This window comes from Mesorhizobium terrae (assembly GCF_008727715.1).
Classification (GTDB): Bacteria; Pseudomonadota; Alphaproteobacteria; order Rhizobiales; family Rhizobiaceae; genus Mesorhizobium; species Mesorhizobium terrae.
The window spans coordinates 943,125-964,051 of record NZ_CP044218.1 but is presented as its reverse complement, the minus strand read 5'-3'; the positions used below and the strand labels follow the sequence as shown (position 1 = coordinate 964,051).

17 protein-coding genes are annotated in these 20,927 nt (G+C 65.5%); 12 read left to right on the top strand and 5 right to left on the bottom strand.

Annotated features, from left to right (window positions below; genetic code table 11):
* The first annotated feature begins 38 nt into the window (after nt 1-38).
* The 6 genes from FZF13_RS05690 to FZF13_RS05665 all read left to right on the top strand — a co-directional run bounded on the left by FZF13_RS05690 (nt 39) and on the right by FZF13_RS05665 (nt 7,194).
* Nucleotides 39-911 (top strand): carbohydrate ABC transporter permease, encoded by an 873-nt coding sequence (locus tag FZF13_RS05690; protein ID WP_024926039.1) that lies wholly within the window; start codon nt 39-41, stop codon nt 909-911.
* Nucleotides 912-1,090: 179 nt separating this feature from the next.
* Complete coding sequence (locus tag FZF13_RS05685) at nt 1,091-1,915, top strand: carbohydrate ABC transporter permease (protein ID WP_024926040.1); 825 nt, start codon at nt 1,091-1,093, stop codon at nt 1,913-1,915.
* 60 nt (nt 1,916-1,975) lie between these two features.
* Nucleotides 1,976-2,974 carry an ABC transporter ATP-binding protein gene (locus tag FZF13_RS05680; RefSeq protein WP_024926041.1) on the top strand — a complete coding sequence of 333 codons (999 nt, stop codon included), beginning with the start codon at nt 1,976-1,978 and terminating at the stop codon, nt 2,972-2,974.
* A gap of 2 nt (nt 2,975-2,976) precedes the next feature.
* Nucleotides 2,977-3,747: an L-iditol 2-dehydrogenase gene (locus FZF13_RS05675; RefSeq protein WP_024926042.1), complete on the top strand. Its 771-nt coding sequence runs from the start codon at nt 2,977-2,979 to the stop codon at nt 3,745-3,747.
* Nucleotides 3,748-3,909: 162 nt separating this feature from the next.
* Nucleotides 3,910-5,388, top strand: a complete 1,479-nt coding sequence (locus FZF13_RS05670) for a mannitol dehydrogenase family protein (RefSeq protein WP_024926043.1) — start codon at nt 3,910-3,912, stop codon at nt 5,386-5,388.
* A 180-nt stretch (nt 5,389-5,568) separates the two neighbouring features.
* On the top strand, nt 5,569-7,194 hold the full coding sequence (locus FZF13_RS05665) for an FGGY-family carbohydrate kinase (protein WP_024926044.1): 1,626 nt from the start codon (nt 5,569-5,571) through the stop codon (nt 7,192-7,194).
* Between the two features lie 22 nt (nt 7,195-7,216).
* Here FZF13_RS05665 and dapA read toward each other — a convergent pair whose 3' ends face one another.
* The 3 genes from dapA to FZF13_RS05650 all read right to left on the bottom strand — a co-directional run bounded on the left by dapA (nt 7,217) and on the right by FZF13_RS05650 (nt 8,729).
* On the bottom strand, nt 7,217-8,155 hold the full coding sequence (gene dapA / locus FZF13_RS05660) for a 4-hydroxy-tetrahydrodipicolinate synthase (RefSeq protein ID WP_024926045.1): 939 nt from the start codon (nt 8,153-8,155) through the stop codon (nt 7,217-7,219).
* A 145-nt stretch (nt 8,156-8,300) separates the two neighbouring features.
* Nucleotides 8,301-8,522 carry a hypothetical protein gene (locus FZF13_RS05655; RefSeq protein WP_024926046.1) on the bottom strand — a complete coding sequence of 74 codons (222 nt, stop codon included), beginning with the start codon at nt 8,520-8,522 and terminating at the stop codon, nt 8,301-8,303.
* 24 nt (nt 8,523-8,546) lie between these two features.
* Nucleotides 8,547-8,729 carry a hypothetical protein gene (locus FZF13_RS05650; protein ID WP_024926047.1) on the bottom strand — a complete coding sequence of 61 codons (183 nt, stop codon included), beginning with the start codon at nt 8,727-8,729 and terminating at the stop codon, nt 8,547-8,549.
* A gap of 257 nt (nt 8,730-8,986) precedes the next feature.
* Here FZF13_RS05650 and FZF13_RS05645 point away from each other — a divergent pair, with 257 nt between their 5' ends.
* Nucleotides 8,987-12,661, top strand: coding sequence for a putative Ig domain-containing protein (locus FZF13_RS05645; RefSeq protein ID WP_081766960.1), 3,675 nt, complete (start codon nt 8,987-8,989; stop codon nt 12,659-12,661).
* 25 nt (nt 12,662-12,686) lie between these two features.
* Here the strand turns inward: FZF13_RS05645 and FZF13_RS05640 are convergent, their stop codons facing one another.
* Entirely contained in the window at nt 12,687-13,406 is a 720-nt protein-coding gene (locus FZF13_RS05640; protein WP_024926049.1) for a type 1 glutamine amidotransferase, read from the bottom strand.
* Between the two features lie 207 nt (nt 13,407-13,613).
* Here FZF13_RS05640 and FZF13_RS05635 point away from each other — a divergent pair, with 207 nt between their 5' ends.
* Nucleotides 13,614-14,930, top strand: a complete 1,317-nt coding sequence (locus FZF13_RS05635) for an NAD(P)H-dependent oxidoreductase (protein WP_024926050.1) — start codon at nt 13,614-13,616, stop codon at nt 14,928-14,930.
* A gap of 5 nt (nt 14,931-14,935) precedes the next feature.
* On the opposite strand, the gene proC is transcribed toward FZF13_RS05635, so the two are convergent.
* A complete protein-coding gene (proC, locus tag FZF13_RS05630) occupies nt 14,936-15,751 on the bottom strand; it encodes a pyrroline-5-carboxylate reductase (RefSeq protein ID WP_024926051.1) in 816 nt (271 codons plus the stop codon).
* Nucleotides 15,752-16,127: 376 nt separating this feature from the next.
* On the opposite strand from proC, the gene FZF13_RS05625 reads away from it, so the two are divergent.
* From FZF13_RS05625 to FZF13_RS05610, 4 genes are all read left to right on the top strand, one after another.
* On the top strand, nt 16,128-16,922 hold the full coding sequence (locus FZF13_RS05625; protein WP_024926052.1) for a WecB/TagA/CpsF family glycosyltransferase: 795 nt from the start codon (nt 16,128-16,130) through the stop codon (nt 16,920-16,922).
* Nucleotides 16,923-17,181: 259 nt separating this feature from the next.
* On the top strand, nt 17,182-18,081 hold the full coding sequence (gene folD / locus FZF13_RS05620) for a bifunctional methylenetetrahydrofolate dehydrogenase/methenyltetrahydrofolate cyclohydrolase FolD (RefSeq protein WP_024926053.1): 900 nt from the start codon (nt 17,182-17,184) through the stop codon (nt 18,079-18,081).
* 61 nt (nt 18,082-18,142) lie between these two features.
* Nucleotides 18,143-19,105 (top strand): GlxA family transcriptional regulator, encoded by a 963-nt coding sequence (locus tag FZF13_RS05615; protein ID WP_024926054.1) that lies wholly within the window; start codon nt 18,143-18,145, stop codon nt 19,103-19,105.
* Nucleotides 19,106-19,199: 94 nt separating this feature from the next.
* On the top strand, nt 19,200-20,894 hold the full coding sequence (locus FZF13_RS05610; protein WP_024926055.1) for a vWA domain-containing protein: 1,695 nt from the start codon (nt 19,200-19,202) through the stop codon (nt 20,892-20,894).
* Nucleotides 20,895-20,927: the final 33 nt, after the last annotated feature.

Below are 20,927 nucleotides of genomic sequence, written 5' to 3'. Positions count from 1 at the left end.
GATCGATCGCGGCTTTTGGGAACCGGTTGGAGGAGGCCATGGCAACCAAACAGACCCGTACGCTTGCACGCTTCATGGCCGCGCCCTCGGTGCTGCTGTTGCTGATCTGGATGGCTGTACCGCTGGCGATCACGCTGTGGTTTTCCTTCCAGCAGTACAATCCGCTGAACCCTATCCGTGACGGCTTCATCGGGCTGTCGAATTACGCGTTGTTCTTCAACAACCCGGCCTTCTTCACCGCGATCCTCAACACGCTGATCCTCGTGATCGCCGTGCTTGCCATCACCATCATCGGCGGCATCCTGCTTGCGCTGCTGCTCGACCAGCCGATGTGGGGCCAGGGTTTTGTCCGCATCCTGGTGATCTCGCCGTTCTTCGTCATGCCGCCGGTGGCAGCACTGGTGTGGAAGAACATGATCATGCATCCGGGCTATGGCGTGTTCGCCGACATCGCCCGCTTCTTCGGCGCGCAGCCGATCGACTGGTTCGCGCAATACCCGCTGTTCTCGATCATCCTGATTGTCGCCTGGCAGTGGCTGCCTTTCGCCACGCTGATCCTGCTCACCTCGCTGCAGTCGCTGGACGGCGAGCAGAAGGAGGCGGCCGAAATGGACGGCGCCGGAGTTCTCTCTCGGTTCTGGTATCTGACGCTGCCGCATCTTTCGCGCGCCATGACGGTGGTGGTGCTGATCCAGACCATCTTCCTGCTCTCGGTCTATGCCGAGATCCTCGTCACAACCAATGGCGGGCCGGGCTATGCGTCGACCAATCTGCCCTTCCTCGTCTACCAGAAGGCCCTGCTCGAATACAAAATCGGCCAGGCGTCCGCCGGCGGCATCATCGCCGTCATCCTTGCCAACATCGTTGCCTTCTTCGCCATGCGCGCCGTCGGCAAGAACCTGGACAAGTGAAATGTTCGGTTTCGTTTCGCGGCTCGACTGCCCCTCACCCTTACCCTCTCCCCGTGAAAAACGGGGAGAGGGGGTCGCCAGCGTTGCGGCAAATCTCTCTTCTCCCCGTCCCTTACGGGGAGAAGAAGCCGGCAGGCAGATGAGGGGCAGCGCAATCGTTTCAGGATTGGAGATCTGACATGGCACGTGCCGTCACCAACCGGCAGAAGACCATCGCGACCATAGTTGCATGGGCCGTCGCGCTCGTGATCTTCTTCCCGATCCTCTACACCATCATCACCTCCTTCAAGTCGGAACAGGAGGCGATCCAGGGCTTCAGCCTGATCCCGTCGGGCACGCTGGAGAGCTATTCGGAAGTCCAGTCGCAGTACAACTACTTCAAGCCGTTCATGAATTCGGTGATCCTGTCGCTGGGCTCCACCGTGCTGGCGCTGCTGGTCGCCATTCCGGCCGCCTGGTCGATGGCCTTTTCGCCGACCAAGCGCACCAAGGACGTCTTGATGTGGATGCTGTCCACCAAGATGATGCCGGCGGTGGCGGTGCTGTTCCCGATCTACCTCATCTTCCGCAATCTCGGCCTGCTCGACTCGCGCATCGGCCTCACCGTCATGCTGATGCTGATCAACCTGCCGATCGTCATCTGGATGCTCTACACTTATTTTCGCGAAATTCCGGGCGAGATCCTGGAAGCCGCCCGCATGGACGGCGCCACGCTGTGGGGCGAGATCCTCTATGTGCTGACCCCGATGGCGGTGCCGGGCATCGCCTCCACCATGCTCTTGAACATCATCCTGGCGTGGAACGAGGCGTTCTGGACCATCCGGCTCACCACCACCAACGCCGCCCCGCTCACCGCCTTCATCTCGTCCTTCTCCAGCCCGCAAGGCCTGTTCTGGGCAAAACTGTCGGCGGCCTCGACGCTGGCGATCGCGCCGATCCTGATCATGGGCTGGTTCAGCCAGAAACAGCTGGTGCGCGGCCTGACCTTCGGCGCGGTGAAATGATGACGGCCACATATCGCACGGTCGGGCAGCCCGGCACGAAAGAGCATAAGGGAGGACAAAATGGGTAAGATCGCTCTCAGAAACGTCTCCAAGTCCTTCGGGGCGACGACGATCATTCCCAATATCGACCTGGACATCGAGGACGGCGAGTTCGTCGTTTTCGTCGGACCGTCCGGCTGCGGCAAGTCCACGCTGCTTCGGCTGATCGCCGGGCTGGAAGACACCAGCGGCGGCACCATCTCGATCGACGGCCGCGACGTCACCGACGAGGCGCCGGGCAAGCGCAAGCTGGCCATGGTGTTCCAGTCCTATGCGCTTTACCCGCACATGACGGTGGGAAAGAACATCGCCTTTCCGCTCAAGATGGCGGGCGAGGACAAGGCGACGATCGACAAGAAGGTGGCGGACGCCGCCCGCGTGCTCAACCTCACCAACTATCTCGAACGTCGCCCCGGCCAGCTCTCCGGCGGCCAGCGCCAGCGCGTCGCCATCGGCCGCGCCATCGTGCGCCAGCCTTCGGCGTTCCTGTTCGACGAGCCGCTGTCCAACCTCGATGCAGCACTTCGCGGCACCATGCGGCTGGAGATTTCCGAGCTGCATAACCAGCTGAAGACGACGATGATCTACGTCACCCACGACCAGGTGGAGGCCATGACCATGGCCGACAAGATCGTGGTGCTGAACGCCGGCAACATCGAACAGGTCGGTTCGCCGCTGGACCTTTACCGCAGCCCGAAGAACCTGTTCGTGGCCGGCTTCATCGGTTCGCCCAAGATGAACCTCATCGACGGGCCGTCCGCCGCCAGGCATGGCGCCGCCACCATCGGCATCCGGCCTGAACATCTCAAGATCGCCTCGAGTGCCGGCGAATGGAAGGGCAAGGTCGGTGTCGCCGAACATCTCGGCGCCGACACCTTCCTGCATGTGCACACCGACGAGGTCGGCACCATCAATGTGCGGGCCGACGGCGAGATCGGCGTGCGCCACGGCGACATCGTCTACCTGACGCCGGACCAGGCCAAGCTGCATCGTTTCGACGCCGCCGGGACGGCGATGTGACCATGCGGCTTCAAGGCAAATCGGCACTGATCACCGGTTCGGCGCGCGGCATCGGCCGTGCCTTCGCCGAGGCCTATGTCGGCGAAGGCGCGATTGTGGCGATCGCCGACATCAACCTCCAAGCCGCCGAGAAGACGGCAGCCGAAATCGGACCGGCCGCCTATGCGGTGCGGCTCGACGTCACCGATCAGGCCTCGATCGATGCGGCGATTGCCGCGGTCGAGAAGAAGGCGGGCGGGCTCGACATCCTGATCAACAACGCCGCTTTGTTCGACATGGGGCCGATCGTCGAGATCAGCCGCGCCAGCTACGACAGGCTGTTCGCGGTCAATGTCGCCGGCACGCTGTTCATGCTGCAGGCGGCCGCCCGCTCGATGATCGCGCGGGGCAAGGGCGGCAGGATCATCAACATGGCGAGCCAGGCGGGAAGGCGTGGCGAGGCGCTGGTCGCGGTCTACTGTGCCACCAAGGCGGCGGTCATTTCGCTCACCCAGTCGGCCGGGCTCGACCTGATCAGGCACGGCATCAACGTCAATGCGATCGCGCCCGGCGTCGTCGATGGCGAGCACTGGGATCATGTCGATTCGCTGTTCGCCCGATACGAGAACCGGCCGAAGGGCGAGAAGAAGAAGCTGGTCGGCGAGAGTGTTCCTTTCGGCCGCATGGGCCGCGCCGAGGACCTCACCGGCATGGCGGTGTTCCTGGCCAGTGCCGAGGCCGAATACATCGTCGCCCAGACCTACAATGTCGATGGCGGCCAGTGGATGAGTTGAGGATAGCGCTCCTCTCCCCGTTCACGGGAAGAGGATGCCGGCAGGCAGGTGAGGGGCAGCACCGTCCCGGCAAAAGCTGGCGCCGCCCCTCATCCGACCCTTCGGGCCACCTTCTCCCCGTGAACGGGAGAAGGAAACGGCCTCTACGAAAGGCGTTTTGACATGACGACAAAACTCTCGCTCGCCAATCTCAGCAAGCTGCCGAAGGGCGTTGCGGTGCCAGCCTACGGTCGCGCGGCGCTGAAGGCCGGCATCGTGCATTTCGGCGTCGGCAATTTCCACCGCGCGCATCAGGCCGTCTATCTCGACGATCTGTTCAATGCCGGCGAGGGTCGCGACTGGGCGCTGGTCGGTGCAGGGGTGTTCGAGGGCGAGAAGGCCGGCCGCGCCAGGCTCGCCGAACAGGACTGGCTGACCACCGTGGTCGAGCAGGACGAGGGCCATATGGCGGCCCGCGTCACCGGCGCGATGATCGACTATCTGGTGCCTGGCGATACGGCGGCGATCATCGACAGGCTGGCCGATCCGGCGATCCGCATCGTCTCCTTGACCATCACCGAAGGCGGCTATTTCATCGACCCGGCCTCGGGCTATTTCAATCCCGAGCATCCCGACATCGTCGCCGACGCCAACGATCCGGAGCATCCAAAAACCGTGTTCGGCCTCATCCTGGCCGGACTGGCGCGCCGGCGCGGGGCGCGCGTGGCGCCCTTCACGGTGATGTCCTGCGACAACATCCCCCACAACGGCCGCGTCACCTCCGACGGCGTCATCGGCCTTGCCCGGCTGTTCGACCGCGATCTCGCGATCTGGGTAGCCGGCAATGTCGCCTTCCCGAACGGCATGGTCGACCGCATCACGCCCGCCACCGGCGACCGCGAACGCGGCATCCTGGCCAAGGACTTCGGCGTGGAAGACGCTTGGCCGGTGTTCTGCGAACCGTTCCGGCAATGGGTGCTGGAGGACAAGTTCCCGACCGGTCGCCCGGCGCTGGAAAAGGTCGGCGTGCAGTTCGTGCCCGACGTCTCGCCCTATGAGCTGATGAAGATCCGCATCCTCAATGGCGGCCATGCCACCATCGCTTATCCGGCCGGGCTGATGGACATCCATTTCGTGCATGAGGCGATGCAGGAACCGCTGGTGCGCGGCTTCCTGGCCAAGCTTGAGCACGAGGAGATCATCCCGACCGTGCCGCCGGTGCCGAACACCGATCTTGAGGATTATTACCGGCTGATCGAGCGCCGTTTCTCCAACCCCAAGATCGGCGACACGGTGCGCCGGCTCTGCCTTGACGGCTCGAACCGGCAGCCGAAATTCATCATCCCGACCATCGCCGACCGGCTGAAGGCAGGCGCCGGTGTGACCGGTCTGGCGCTCGAATCCGCGTTCTGGTGCCGCTACTGTTTCGGCACCACGGACAGCGGCGCGGTGATCGAAGCCAACGACCCGAACTGGGACCGCATGCAGGCCACGGCCCGGGCCGCGAAAACCGACCCGCTGGCCTGGCTCGCCATGGAGGATATCTATGGCGACGTCGGCAAGGCGCCGGCCTTCGCCGGCGCCTTCTCCCATGCGCTGAACACGGTCTGGGGCGTGGGCGCCCGCGAAACGCTGACATGGTACCTGGCCGGCTCGCTCTGAGCCGGCGGCCCGCATAACGCGGACGGTAGCGCGGGGCAAAACGCGCATATAGAGTGCGCCCATGCTCCATGCCGCTGCTCCTTCCTTGCCCCTCTTGCCACAGCCGGAACGGGCCTGGGGAGCGGGAGCTATCCGTCTCGATGCCTCGCCCCTGACAGCCAGTCGGACGCAGCCCCGCTGATGCCGGCCTGTCTCGCAGCCATCGATGTCGGCACCGGCAGCGCCCGCGCCGGTATTTTCGATCGTCATGGCACGCTGCTCGGCCGCGCCGAGCGGCCGATCGCCATGAACCAGGCGACCGCCGGCCATTACGAGCAGGATTCGGAAAACATCTGGGCAGCCGCCTGCGAGGCCATGCGCGCCGCGCGCTCGCTCGCCAATGTGGCGGCAGAAGATGTCGTCGGCATCTCCTTCGACGCCACCTGTTCCACCGTGTTCCGTGGCCGCAACGGCGAACAGGTCGGCGTCTCGCTCAAGGGCGAAGACCAGGTTGGCGCTGCGCCCAAAGGCGAAGACCAGGTTGGCGCCGCGCCCAAAGGCGGCGACCGCTGGGACACGATCGTGTGGATGGACCACCGCGCGCTGGCCGAGGCCGACGAATGCACGGCTACGCGCCATCGGGTGCTCGACCATGTCGGCGGCGTGATGTCGCCCGAGATGACGACGCCGAAGCTGATGTGGGTGAAACGGCATCTGCCGGCGGCGTGGGCCCGCATCGGCCAGATCTTCGACCTCGCCGATTTCCTGACCCACCGGGCCTGCGGCTCGCTCGCCCGCTCGCAATGCACGCTCACCGCGAAATGGACCTATCTGGCGCATGAGCCGTCCGGCTGGCGCCCGGATTTCTTCGAGGCCGTCGGGCTGGGCGATATTTTCGAACACGGCGCGCTGCCGGAGCGGGCGAGCCCGGTCGGCGCCGATCTCGGCCCGCTGACGCCTCAGGCGGCTGAAGCGCTCGGCCTTTCCACAAGCTGCCGCGTCGGCGCCGGGCTGATCGACGCCTTCGCCGGCACGCTCGGCGTCATCGGCGGCCTGTCCGATCTCGACCGGCATCTGGCGCTGGTCGCCGGCACGTCGAGCTGCGTCATGGCGATGTCGGCCGAGCCGCGCGGTTTCGCCGGCGTCTGGGGCCCGTATCTCGCCGTCGCGCTCCCCGCGCTCTGGCTGAGCGAGGGCGGACAATCCGCCACTGGTGCGCTGCTCGACCATCTGATCCGCTGGCGCGGCGGCGAGCCGGACGCGGCAACGCACCGGCGCATCGTCGAGCGGGTGATGGAGCTGAGAGCCGAACACGGCCTCGATCTGGCCGGCCGGCTGCACGTTCTGCCGGATTTCCACGGCAATCGTTCACCATTGGCCGACCCGCATGCGCTGGGTGTCATCAGCGGGCTGACGCTGGACACCTCCTTCGACAGCCTGTGCCAGCTTTATTGGCGGAGTTCCGTCGCCATCGCGCTCGGCATCCGCCATGTGCTGGAGACGCTGAATGCCAATGGCTATGTCATCGACACGCTGCATGTCACCGGCGGCCACACCCGCAACCCGCTCCTGATGGAGCTTTATGCCGACGCCATCGGCTGCGCGGTGGTCGAGCCGCCGGCGGGCGACCCGACGCTGCTCGGCACCGCGATGGTCGCGGCCGCGGCGGCCGGACTGCACCCGACGCTGACCGAGGCCTGCGCCGCCATGCATCAGCCCGGCCGGCAGCGACTGCCGAACCCGGCAGCCCGCGACCGCTTCGACCGCGACTATCGCGTCTTCCTGGAAATGCACCGCCAGCGTCGGGCGCTGGATGCGCTGATCTAGCGCCCGACGCCGGGCTCCGACCCTAGCGGCGGGCGGCAAGGCTCCGGGGCTGCGGCTGGTCGAAATCGAACGGGAACAGCCCGGTGATCGCCTCCTCGATGGCGGCTTCCGTTTCCGGCAGGGCCGGCGTCAGCGGCAGCCGCACCTCGGGGCTCAGGCCCAGCAGGCGGTGCATGGCGTATTTCACCGGAACCGGGTTGGTCTCGCACTCCAGCGCTGCGACCAGCGGTTCCAGCCGGCGCTGGATCGTGCGCGCCGAAAGCTGGTCGCCCTGGCGGCAGGCGCGATGCATGTCGGCGCACAGCCGTGGCGCCATATTGGCCACGACCGAGATCGTGCCCACGCCGCCCGCGCTGTTGAAGGCGAGCGCCGTGGCGTCATGCCCCGAAAACTGCAGGAAATCCTGGCCGGCCAGCTTCGTCGTGCGTTCGACGCGGCTAAGGTCGCCGGTGGCGTCCTTGATGCCGATGATGGCCGGGAAGGCGGCAAGCCTGCGCACTGTGTCGGGCAACAGGTCGACACCGGTGCGGCATGGCACATTGTAGAGAATGATCGGGATGGTCGTCGCCTGCGCGATGGTGGCGAAGTGGCGGTAGAGACCCTCCTGGCTCGGTCTGTTGTAATAGGGCGTGACGATGAGCGCCGCATCCGCGCCGCATTCGGCGGCGGCGAGCGTCGACAGGATCGTTTCCAGCGTGCTGTTCGAGCCGGTACCGGCGATGACCGGTACTTTGCCGGCAACAATTTCCACCGCGCGGCGCGTCACCGCGAGGTGCTCGTCCGGCGTCAGCGTCGGCGCCTCGCCGGTGGTGCCGCAGACCGCGATGCCGTCTATGCCCTGGTCGAGCTGCCAGCGAATGAGGAAATCGAGACCGGCCATGTCGACCGCTCCCTTGCGGAACGGTGTCGGCAGGGCCGAGATGGCGCCCTTGAAGCGCGTTCTGTCGATATCGGCAACCATGGTGGTGAACCTCTTTTCTCAAAGCCCGTTCCGGACTTCGCCGGCGGGTGCCCGCGGGGCACTTGCGCGGCCGGCGGGATGCGTCCGGGAACGTGGCGGCATGTGAACGATGCCGGCCGGCGCGGAGGCCGACCGGTTTTCAGGGTCAGTTGAAAAGCGAAAGCCGCGCATCGTCGGGCGCCAGGCTGACGCAGCCGGCCCTGTGGTCGCTTTCCGTCTCCGCGAAATGGATGGCCGAAGCCTTGTCGGCGAAAACACCGCCGGTGGAGCCGCGTTCGTCGCGGGCGATCCAGCGTCCTTCATGGTCGCGGCCCACCAGGAAACGGTGGCTCGTAGAAGGAGGCTCCGAAATCAGGGAATTGCGCATGGGTGTCTTCCTTGCCGCTAACGATCAGGCGACGAGATGCTGGAAAGTGGTGATGGCGGCGAAGAAGATGCCGACCACCAGGAAAAGCCGGGCAAACATCAGCGGCTCGGTGACTTCGCCTGCGCGCCGGTTGTCGTTCAGCGCGCGCGCCGTGCGGGCCAGCGCCTGCGGATGGTGGCTGCCTCTATAGGTGTGGAACCTGTGCATGTCTTTTTCCTTTCGTGCATCGCCGCAGGCCTGAGCCGGGCGGTTGCAGCCGGAAAATAGGAGCCCCGACATAAGGGTTCGAGTGAGAAGGCCGCGTCAAAAAATAAGGAATTCATAAGGATAGGGCCGGGCGGCGAGCGTCCAATGCCAATCAATTAATTGAGCGCTCGCGCGCAAAATACGGCATTTGCCGTATTTACCGCGGCCGCCACATCGTGAAGTTCGCTGGAATTTGGTGGACGTATCGCGGGGCTTCGATGGGGTGGCGGGGAAACGATCGCGCGCGCGGCGCTATGCCCGCCGGGCTGGCAATCGTGTTCGGCACGGCGCTGTTCGTCCTCGCGGCGCTTGTGTCGTCCACGACGGCCCAGGCCGGAACGCCCACGACAACCACGTTCTTAGTGTCGCCCAATCCAGCCGCGGAGGGAGGTACTGTTAATTTTAGTGTTGCCGTCAGAAACGCGGGTCTTGGTCCAACGCCGACTGGACTGGTGAACGTGAAAGTAAATGGGGGGTCGGCCATCACCGTCGTCCTGGCTTCCGACGGAACGAGTTCGTGGAGTTCGGGCTCAATGGCTGCGGGCGCTTATCTGATCGATGCCCAATATCCCGGCGATGCGAACAACGATCCAAGCACATCGGCTTCGATTACACTGGTCGTCAAGACGCCCATCACCATCAACCCCGCCACCTTGCCGGTCCCCGCCGTCGGCGTGGCCTACAGCACGACATTCACCGCTTCCGGGGGGACAGGATCTTCTACGTTTTCCACAACCGGCGCTATTCCGGCGGGCATGTCCCTTAGCGCCAACGGCGTATTATCCGGCACGCCGACGCAGGCCGGACCCAACAATTTTACCATCAAGGCGACAGACGCCAGCGGTTGGTCTGGCGAACAGGGCTATACGCTGGTCGTGAACTCGACGCTCACGATCACGACTGCCAGCTTGCCGCAAGCCAGGGTAGCGGATACCTACACACAGTCCCTGTCCGCGTCGGGCGGAATCGCGCCCTACAGCTACACGATAACGTCAGGTTCCCTGCCTGCCGGTTTGGGATTGGCTGCGGACGGCACGATTTCCGGCACGCCTACGCAGGCCGGTGCTTTCAACGTCAACGTTATGGTGACGGATTCAGTCGGACAACAGGCATCGGCTTCAGCTCAACTCTCCTTGGCCGTGCAGGCGCCATCCCTTGCCATCACGCCTCCCACCCTGCCAGCCCCCGTCCTCGGATCGGCTTACAGCCAGACCGTGGTCGCATCGGGCGGCACAGCGCCATACTCCTATGCGATAACGTCAGGCGCTTTCCCCGCCGGTTTGAGTCTCAATCCAACGACGGGCGAGATCTCCGGCACGGCGATAGAAGCGGGCGGCTTCAGTTTCACGGTCGCCGCGAGGGACAGTTCCACGGGCGTCGGTGCTCCGTTTATGGCCAGCCAAGGCTACACCTTCACAATTACTGCCCCAACAATCTCGCTCACCCCGAACCGCCTTCTCGATCCGGCAGTGGGGGTGCCTTATGCCCAGAAAGTGACCGCCTCGGGAGGCTCGGGGTCCTATACCTATTCGGTCTTCGGTGCCTGGCCTGGCGGGTTGACGCTTTCGCCCGACGGCAACATCACCGGCACGCCAACGCAAGCGGGCATGTTCCGTTTCACGATCACCGCGACCGATCGCAGCGGCGGTTTCTCCGGCGGCCAGATGTATGAAATCACAATTGGCTCGCCAACGATCACCGTTGCCGGAAATCCATCCGACGCCACCGGCGGGGTGCCTTACACCGGCAAAGTGACCGCTTCCGGAGGGACCGGGCCGTACAGGTTTGAAATCTTGACCGGCGCCCTGCCGTCCGGGCTGACACTGGACCCCGGCGGCACGATCTCAGGTACACCGAGTGTCTCCGGCAGCTTCGACTTCACCGTCAAGGCCACCGACGATTCGACGGGAACGGGCGCCCCCTTCTTCGGCACCAAACAGATGACGCTGAAGGTGGCAGCCCCGGGAATCGCGATCGGGCCAAGCAGCCTGCCGAACGCGACCGGCGGCGTCGTCTACAGCCAGGCGTTGGACGCGTCTGGCGGCGTCGGCCCCTACAGCTTCTCCGTCTTGTCGGGCGCCATGCCCGCCGGCATCAACCTGAGCACCAAAGGTGTGGTTTCCGGTACGCCGACGGTGTCGGGATCGTTCGATCTCACCGTCCGGGCGGCCGACAAGTTCGGCTTCACGGGCGATCAAAAATACACGCTGGTTGTCGCCGCGCCGGAAATCAGGCTCACGCCGGCTTCGCTCCCCGCCGGGGTGGGGGGCGATGCCTATGCGCAGGTGCTGAACGCCACGGGCGGCACCGGCCCCTACAGCTTCGCCGTCAGCGACGGCGCGCTGCCCTCGGGCTTGACGTTGAATACCGACGGCACGCTGTCGGGCACGCCGGCGCAAGCCGGCAGTTTCGCCGTCACGGTGACCGCCACCGACGCGCATGGCTTCGCGGGAACGCAGGCCTATGCACTCGCCATCTCCGCCCCGCTTCCTGTGGCGAAGAATATCAGCGTGGATGTCCTGGCCGGAACCTCGGCGAGGATAAACCTGACGGCCGGCGCGACAGGCGGACCGTTCACGACGGCATCGGTCGTCAGCCCACCTGCCGCTGAGCACGGCAGGGCGTCGATCGAGGGCAATGGCGGCAACTACGAACTGGTCTTCGCTTCCGCCGCCACCGCGTCCGGCAAGGTGGCGATTTCCTACACGGTGTCGAACAAATGGGGCGCTTCGGCGCCCGCGACCATCACCTTCAACGTCGCTGCCCGGCCCGACCCGGCGCGGGACCCGGAAGTGACCGGCCTTATCGCAGCGCAGATAGAATCGGCGAACCGCTTTGCCGCGGCGCAAATCCGCAATTTCAACGGGCGGCTGGAGCAGCTGCACAGCGAAAGCGAGCGGCAGGCCGGTTCGGTCAATATCCAGCTGGGTCTCAGCGAGAAGACCAATGCGCGCAAGCCGCTCTCCTATGCCGAGGACGAGCGCGGCACGGCGCGGTCCGGCACCACGCTCGGCTTTCCGATGGACAGGCTTTCGGGCGAGCCGGCCGCGAACGCTGCGCCGAAGGCCATGGCGTTCTGGGCCGGCGGCTTCGTCAATTTCGGCCAGCGCGACAATGGCGGCATCGACATCAAGAACACGCTGGCTGGCGTCAGCGGCGGCGTCGATTATCGCTTCTCGCCGCGCTTTGTCGGTGGCATCGGTTTCGGTTATGGCCGCGACATCGCCGACATTGGCGAAAACGGCACGAGAAGCCAGGCGCAGGCGATCAGCATCGCCGCCTATGGCAGCTACAATCCCGTCGCCAATGTCTTCGTCGACGGCCTGCTCGGCTACAGCCGGCTCGATTTCGACAGCCGCCGCTTCGTGACGAACGGAGGTGGTTTCGCTGAAGGCGGCCGCGACGGCCAGCAGCTGTTCGGCTCGCTCACCACGGCCTACGAACACCGCCAGGATGGCCGGTTGCTGTCGCCCTATGGCAGGCTCGAAGCGTCATGGTCGCGGTTGGATGCCTACACCGAGACAGGCGCCGGTCCCTACAATCTGACCTATGGCGCGCAATCGCTGTCGACGGTGGCCGGCGTGCTGGGCCTGCGGGCCGAATATGCGATGCCGATGGCCTGGGGCGTGTTCACGCCAAAGGCGCGGCTTGAATACACGCATGATTTCAGCGGCTCCAGCCGCGCCTCGATGGGTTATGCCGACCTCGGCAACGGCTTGCCTTATGGCTTCGACGTCAAGGCCGAAAGCCGCGACTATCTCGGGCTGGGACTGGGCTTCGAGGCCAGTATCGCCAATGGCTGGCTGTTCGGCTTCGACTACAGCACCGCGCGCGGCACCGGCGGCAATGCGCAGGACCACACCATGGCGGTGAAAATCGGCGCGCGGTGGTGAGCCACAGCCGTGGTGGGGTCACGCGCTATGCCGACGCAACGATTGCGGCGAGATTGTCGTTGAGTTTCCTGGCCGCGGCGCGGAAATCGGCCAGCCGGGAGGCCATGGCTTCATCCAAGGTTGCGGCGGCGGATGCGCCCATCGCCCGTTCGAGGCTTTCCTTGTATTCGGGGATCGCCGCCCAGTCGGCCACCGTCGTGTCCATCACCTCGAGATGATACTGGAAACCATAGGCGTGGCGGCCCCAGCGGATGGCCTGCGTGGCGCAGGCGGCGTTGGCGCCGAGGATTTCCGCGCCCTGCGGCGGCTTCGAGATCTCGGCGCCATGCCATTGCAGGCATTCGACGGTCGGTCCCAATCCGGCAAAGATCGGATCGGCCCGCCCGGCATCGGTGAGCCCGACCGTCGTCAGTCCGACTTCCGGCGTCTTCATCGGCCCGACGGTGCCGCCGAGCGCGGCGCCCAGCAATTGGTGGCCGAGGCAGATGCCGAGATAAGGACGCTTGAGCTCCATCACCCAGCGGCGGATCGCGGCCTTCTCCGCCACCAGCCATGGATGGGTCGCTTCCTGCCACACGTCCATCGGCCCGCCGAACACGGCGAGAAGGTCGAACCCGTCGAAGGAGGGGATCGCCTCGCCGGCATCCAGCTCCACCGGCACCCATTCATGCCCCTGTTCCGCCCAGAATTCGCGAAAAATACCGGGATGCTCGACATCGACATGCTGGAAGACGAGAATGCGCATGATCGTTTCCCTATGGCCTGGAGGCCTGTTGAAAAGAAGCCGGGTCGACGGAGCCAATAAACATGGAGGCGCCGGGTTCCCAATGATCCAGATCGGATGTTTTGGCGTAACAACCGCAAGGTGCACCGCGCGGCGCGGCGGCGGTTTTGTTGACAAGCTCCGGCCGTTTCCGGCAAGAGCCGGCAAATCAGCCACTGGACTTCGTTCATGACCAATGTCGCCCTGACCGGACTTGCCCGCGATCTCGCCCGGCGCGCCGCCGACAACAAGCCGGTCCGCATCGGCGTCATCGGCTCCGGCGAAATGGGCACGGATCTGGTCACCCAGGGCATGCTGATGCCGGGCATCGAGATTTGCGCCATCTCGACGCGGCGCCCGCACACCGCGCGCGACGCCATCCGCATCGCTTATGGCGACGAGGCGATGGCGTGCGAGGCTGACACCCAGTCGAAGGTGACCGCCGCCATCGAGGCCGGCAAGATCGCCATCACCTCCAATGAGATGCTGGTCACCAACCCGCTGGTCGACGTGGTGATCGACGCCACCGGCAAGCCCGGCGTCGCCGCAGATTTCTGCTTGTCGGCGATGGAGCACGGCAAGCACCTGGTGATGATGAATGTCGAGGCCGACGTCACCATCGGCTGCCTCTTGAAGCGGGAGGCCGACCGGCTGGGCGTCGTCTATTCGCTGGGCGCCGGCGACGAGCCATCCTCCTGCATGGAACTGATCGAATTCGTCTCGGCGCTCGGCTGCACGGTGGTGGCGGCCGGCAAGGGCAAGAACAATCCACTCAACCACGACGCCGTGCCCGACGACTATCGCGCCGAAGCCGAACGCCGCAACATGAACCCGCGCATGCTGGTCGAGTTCGTCGACGGTTCCAAGACCATGGTCGAGATGTGCGCCATCGCCAATGCCACCGGCCTGGTGCCGGACCGACCCGGCATGCATGGCCCGGCCGCGCATCGCGACGAACTGGCGAAGGTGCTGATCCCGCGCGCCGACGGCGGCGTGCTGTCGAAGAAGGGCGTGGTCGACTACACGATCGGCAAGGGCGTGGCGCCCGGCGTCTTCGTCATCGTTGAGGCGACGCATCCGCGCATCATCGAGCGGCTGGACGATCTGCATGTCGGCAAGGGGCCGTATTACGGACTGTTCAGGCCCTATCACCTGACCTCGCTGGAGGTGCCGCTGACGGCGGCGCGCATCATGCTTTACGGCAAGCCCGACATGGTGCCGCTGCCGAGACCTGTGGCCGAAGTCTGCGCGGTTGCCAAGCGCGACCTCGCCGCCGGCGAGACCTTCGATGCGATCGGCGAAACCTGCTACCGCTCCTGGACGATGACGGTGGAGGACGCCCGGGCGCAGCGCGCGCTTCCCGTCGGGCTGCTTGAGGGCGGCAAGGTGCTGAAGGCCGTGAAGAAGGGCGAATTGATCACCGCCGGCAACGCCGCGCCGGACACCTCGACGCGGCTCTACGCGCTGCGCCAGCGGCAGGACGAGATGCTCTACGGGGCGGGCTAGTTTTTCTACTTGCCGAGTTCGACCGACCTCGCCCGCGCCGCTTCCACGGCCTCGGTGACAAGCGTCTTCAGCCGGTCGCCACCCATCAAAACGCCAAGTGCCGCCGCCGTGGTGCCGTTCGGGCTGGTCACCTGCTGGCGCAAAAGGCCGGGGTCTTCCTTGCTTTCGGCCGCCAGCGAGGCGGCGCCATAGACGGTCTGCATGGCGAGCAGCCGGGCCGTTTCCGCCGGCAGGCCGGCCTGTTCGGCGGCCGCCGTCAGGCACTCGATGAAGTGGAAGATATAGGCCGGGCCGGAACCCGAAACCGCGGTCACCGCATCCATCAGCCCCTCGTCGTCGATGGTGGCGACGGCGCCGCTGGCCGAGAGCAGATCGGCCACAGTGGTGCGTGTCGCTTCGGAAACCAGGCTGTTGGAAAACACCACCATCATGCCCTTGCCGATGGCGGCGGGCGTGTTGGGCATGCAGCGCACGATCGGCGTGCGTTCGCCGAGAATGCCGGCGAAGGTGGCGACCGGCGTGCCGGCAGCAACGCTGACGAAGGTGGTCGCGCCATTGCCCAGCCGCTTGTAGGCTTCCGTCACCTCGCGGATCACTTGCGGTTTCACGGCAAGGACAACAAAGGCGGGGGTGGAAGCGGACGGAATGTCGCCGGCATCGGCGGCCACGGCACAGCCCAGCGCTGCCGCGCGGGCCCGCAAGGCCTCGTTCGGTTCGACCACGAACACATCGGCCGGTTTCAGCTTGGCCGATTTCAGCCAGCCGACCAGCATGGCGTAACCCATATTGCCGCAACCGGCCAGAACGAGCTTGATGGTCATGAAAAGCTTCCCGGAAAGCCTTTCCATAGACGCTCGCGCGGCGCGGGGAAAGACCGGACGCCAGGGCGCAATTTTCCGAAATGTGTGTGCCAGCCGCAGGGCCCGATGGCCGGGTTCGGCCAAAACCCGCGCGTATGGGCGCTGTGAAGGGGCATCGGCACCGGCGGCGATTCTTAATTATCGCTTCACCGTCCCTTGTTAATGCTGGGTCCAGGAAAGTAGTGATGCGGCCCTGTTTGTGTCATCGTCCGGCTCTGGCGGTGCCCATGCCGAAGGCAGGGGCCTAGGATGCCTGCGCGAACCATTGCGAAGGCGGGGGTATAGAGTGTCTGCGCGAACCATGGCGAAGGCCTCGATAAAGGGGACGGCAGCGGAGATGCCGGCCGGCGGGAATAGCGGCGTGGGTGAAACAAAATCGATCTTGGGCATTCCGGTCGCGAGTCTCGGTTGGGAAGAGGCGCTGTCGCTTCTGACCGGGCTGGTGCGCGAGAAGCGTTTCACCAAGATCACCTTCCTCAACGCCCACAATGCCAACACCGCCTGCGTCGATCCGGTCTTCGCCCATGCGCTGGACGATTTCATGATCCTTCCGGACGGCGTCGGCGTCGATATCGCTTCCAAGCTGCTTTATGGCGCGCCGTTTCCGGCCAATCTCAACGGCACCGACCTGGTGCCCGGACTTTTGCGGGCAATCGACGAACCGCTGACCGTCGGCTTGCTGGGCGCCACGCGCGAGAATGCCGAAGGCGCCTGCGAGCGGCTGCAGGAGATGGCGCCGCAACACCGCATCGTCGTCGTGCAGGACGGGTTTTTCTCGCCGGCGCAGGAGCCGGAAATCGTCCGCCACCTTGCCGAATTGCGCCCGGACATCCTGCTTGTCGCCATGGGCGTGCCGCGCCAGGAATTGTGGATTTCCCGCAATCTCGACGGGCGCCATTGCACCCTGCCATTCGCCGTCGGCGCGTTGCTCGATTTCATGAGCGGCTCGATGCCGCGCGCGCCGCTATGGGTGCGTCGGGCGCGGCTCGAATGGGTCTACCGGTTGATGCTCGAACCGGGCCGGCTCTGGCGCCGCTACGTCGTCGGCAATCCGCTGTTCCTGTGGCGTGTCATGCGCCAGAAGCTGACCGGCAAGGAAATGCTGGCCAGGCGGCAGCGGCTAGCCGACTGACGGCCGCGGTAACCAATCGACGCGGCCGTCGACGCCGAAGCTTATGGAAAATGAGCGGCGCGTGTCGCCCTCGCAACCGTCGTCGCGCGGCGCGATGGTTGCTCGCCTGTCCGGCGCCGGCATGGGACAGGATTGCGACATCGGTTTCGAGTTTACGGCATTTGACGGCGCTGGCACGGGATTGCGCCAACGATTTTTCGTGAAAATTCCCCTCCGCATACTTTAGCATGGCGAGTGATTTGGATTTCAGGGTGGCTTCATGGCTGACGTGATCGACGGGAAGAAGGTTGCCGAGGAAGTGGTCGGCAAGGTCAAGACTTTGAGCGGCGCGCTGCATGCCAAGGGGGCGAGCAGGCCCGGCCTTGCCGTGGTCATCGTCGGCGAGGATCCGGCCAGCCAGGTCTATGTCTCCTCGAAGTCGCGCACGGCCAAGGAATGCGGATTTCATTCGGTGCAGCACACGCTGCCCGCCGACACCACCGAGGACGAACTGCTCGGCCTGATCCACGACATGAACGCCGATCACGCCATCCACGGCATCCTGGTGCAGCTGCCGCTGCCCAGCCATATCGATGCCGGCAAGGTCATCCAGGCCATCGCGCCGGACAAGGATGTCGACGGTTTCCATTTCGTCAATGTCGGCAAGCTGGGCGCCGGCGAGATGGAAACCGCCTTCGTGCCCTGCACGCCGGCCGGCTCCATGCTCCTGATCGAGCGCGTGCGCGGCAAGGACCTGTCCGGTCTCAACGCCGTGGTCGTCGGCCGCTCCAACATCGTCGGCAAGCCGATGGCCAATCTGCTGCTCGCCGCCAATTGCACGGTCACCGTCGCGCACAGCCGCACCAAGGACCTGCCGGCGCTGGCGCGCACCGCCGACATTCTGGTCGCCGCCGTCGGTCGGCCGGAAATGGTCAAGGGCGATTGGGTCAAGCCGGGCGCCACCGTCATCGATGTCGGCATCAACCGCATCCCCGCGCCCGACAAGGGGCCGGGCAAGTCGCGGCTGGTCGGCGATGTCGCCTATGAGGGTGCGGCCCAGGTCGCCGGTGCCATCACCCCGGTTCCCGGCGGCGTCGGGCCGATGACCATTGCGATGCTGATGGCCAACACGGTCACTTCAGCCTATCTTGCCGCCGGCCTCGACCGGCCATCCTTCTGACCGCCCGCATCGAAAGAGCTCAGCTTTGCCGACGCCTTCAGTTCCTGTAGAACGGCCCATCATGGCGGACGCCGTTCAAGGCGGCAGGCGGTTTGCCTTCCTGCTGGTCGACAAATTTCCAATGTTTTCCGTGGCGGCGGCGATCGATGTCGTCCGCTCGGCCAACCGTCTGGTTGGCCGCGATTTCTATTCCTGGACCACCGTTTCGCCGGACGGCGATGCCGTCACCGCCTCCAACGACCTGCCGCTGAAGGTCGACTATTCGGTTGCCGACATTCCGGCGGTCGACATTCTGTTCGTCTGCGTGGCACTCAATCTCGAATTCCCCGGCAAGTCGAAGGTGCTCGGCGCCCTGCGCGCCTGGGGCCGGCGCGGCGGCGCGCTCGGCGCGCTGTCGGTGGGCTCCTTCGTGCTGGCCGAGGCCGGCCAGCTGGAAGGCCACCGCTGCACCATCCATTGGGAAAATCGCGCCGGTTTCATGGAGCGTTTCCCTGACATCGAATGCACCGGCAACGTCTTCGAGATCGACCGCAAGCGCTATACGTCGGCCGGCGGCACGACCTCGATCGACCTGATGCTGGAGATCGTGCGCGGCGATTTCGGCACCAACATCGCCAATGCGGTCGCCAACCAGTTCCAGCACGAGCGCATCCGCTCTGCCGGCGACCGCCAGCGTGTCGGCCCCGAACGCGATCTCACCGGCAAGTCGGAGAAGCTGCGCAAGATCGTCGAACTGATGGCCGATCATCTCGACGAACCCCTGTCGGCGGTCCAGCTCGCCAAGTCGGCCGGGCTCTCGGTCAGGCAGGTGGAGCGGCTGTTCCTGCGGCATCTCACCATGACGCCGGGGCGCTATTACATGCGGCTGAGACTCGAGCGGGCGCGCGAATTGCTGCGCCAGACCAACATGCCGATCCTCGACGTGGCGATCGCCACCGGCTTCACCTCGCATTCCTATTTCGCCCAGAGCTACCGGCTGCAGTTCGGCCGCCCGCCGAGCGAGGAACGCCGCACCGCCTATTGAAGCCAGTCCGTCGCTTGCCACGATGGCGCGGGTCACATAGCTTCCGCGCATCCATGCCTGTCGATTGGTCCCGAATCTTCCTGGAGTTTGCCTGATGCCTGTTCTTGCGCGGGTCGCCGTCGCGGCGATCGTGCTTTCATGGTCGACGGCAATCGCCGCCGCCGCCGATCGCACCATCGTCATCCTTGACGCGTCGGGTTCGATGTGGGGGCAGATCGACGGCAAGCCCAAGCAGGAGATCGCCCGCCAGTCGCTGCGCGGCGTCCTGCAATCCTTGCCCGCCGACAAGGAAATCGGCTTCATGGCCTATGGCCACCGCGACAAGGCGAGCTGCAAGGACATCGAGCTGATCGTACCGCCGGCGGCGGGCACGGCGAACGCCATCCTGAGCGCGGCCGATAATCTGAAATTCCTCGGCAAGACGCCGCTCGCCGCCGCCGTCAAGCAGGCGGCCGAGGCGTTGCGCTACACCGAAGGCACGTCCAAGGTGGTGGTCATCACCGACGGGCTGGAGAGCTGCGGCGGCGATCCCTGCGCGCTCGGCAAGGAGTTGAAGGCGGCCGGCACCGGTTTCGTCGCTGATGTCGTCGGTTTCGGCCTCAATGCCAATGAGGGCCGGGAGGTCGCCTGTCTGGCCGAGGCCACCGGCGGCAAATACATCCAGGCTTCCGACGAGAAGGGATTGCGCGAGGCGCTGACGGCAACGGTCGCGGCACCCGCTCCCGCTCCGGCGTCGACCTCTGCCCCAGCCCCGGCCGTTGCCGAGACGACACCCGCGACCACGCCGGCACCTCAGGCGCCGGCGGAGACACAGAAACCCGGGGTCAACTTCCAGCCGACGGTGACGCTCACCCAGGGCGGCGCGCCGGTGAAGGGCAGCAATATCTGGGAGATCTACAAGGCCGGCGCCGACGGCAGCCGCGGCTCCTATCTCGATACGCAATATGGCGACTATGCCGGCACGCTGGCGCCCGGCGCCTATGTCGTCGTGGCGCGGCTTGGCGAAGCGCGGGCCGAGCAGAAGCTGACGGTCGTTGCCGGCGAGACCTACAAACCGGCCTTCGTGCTTAATGCCGGCACGTTGCGCGTCCATCCGCGCCCGAGCGCCGGCGCCGAGGTCGATCCCGTCGCCCATATCGAGGTGAGCTATCCCGGCGATCGCGCCACCACCTATGGCGACGCGACCTTGGTGCTGCCGGCTGGCGAGCAGACGGTGACCGTCTCGATCGGCAGCGGCAAGAAGACGGAGACCGTGCAGCTCGCCGCCGGCCAGACGCTCGACAAGGACATCATCGTCGGCGTCGGCAGGGCGACGCTCAATGCCTATTACGCCGAGGGTGGCGACAAGGTGGACGGCAACGCCGTCTCGTTCCGGATCGTCAAGGCCGAGAAGAAGGCCGACGGTTCGCGCGAGGACATCGAGCGCGCCTATGGCGCCGGCGCGAAATTCGACCTGCCGCCCGCCGACTATGTCGCCATCGCCAACGCCGACCTCGCCAGCGCCGAGCAGCCTTTCACCGTCAAGGTGGGCGAGGCCAACAATATCAAGATCAATCTCAATGCCGGCGTTCTTATCATCAGCGCGCCGGGTGCCGACACGACGGAACTGTTCGCCAGGGATGCGCAGGGCAACCGCAAGTCGTTGGGGCTGGATTACGGCGACAAGCGCCAGGAGGCGGTGCCGGCCGGCGATTACATCGTCGTGCGCAACCTGCCCGACGACGGCGGTTCGAAGGAGATGCCGGTGACGGTGAAGCCCGGCGGCCGCACCGAGATCACTGTGCAGTAGGGACGGGCTTGGCCTCTATCTCCCCGCAAGGGG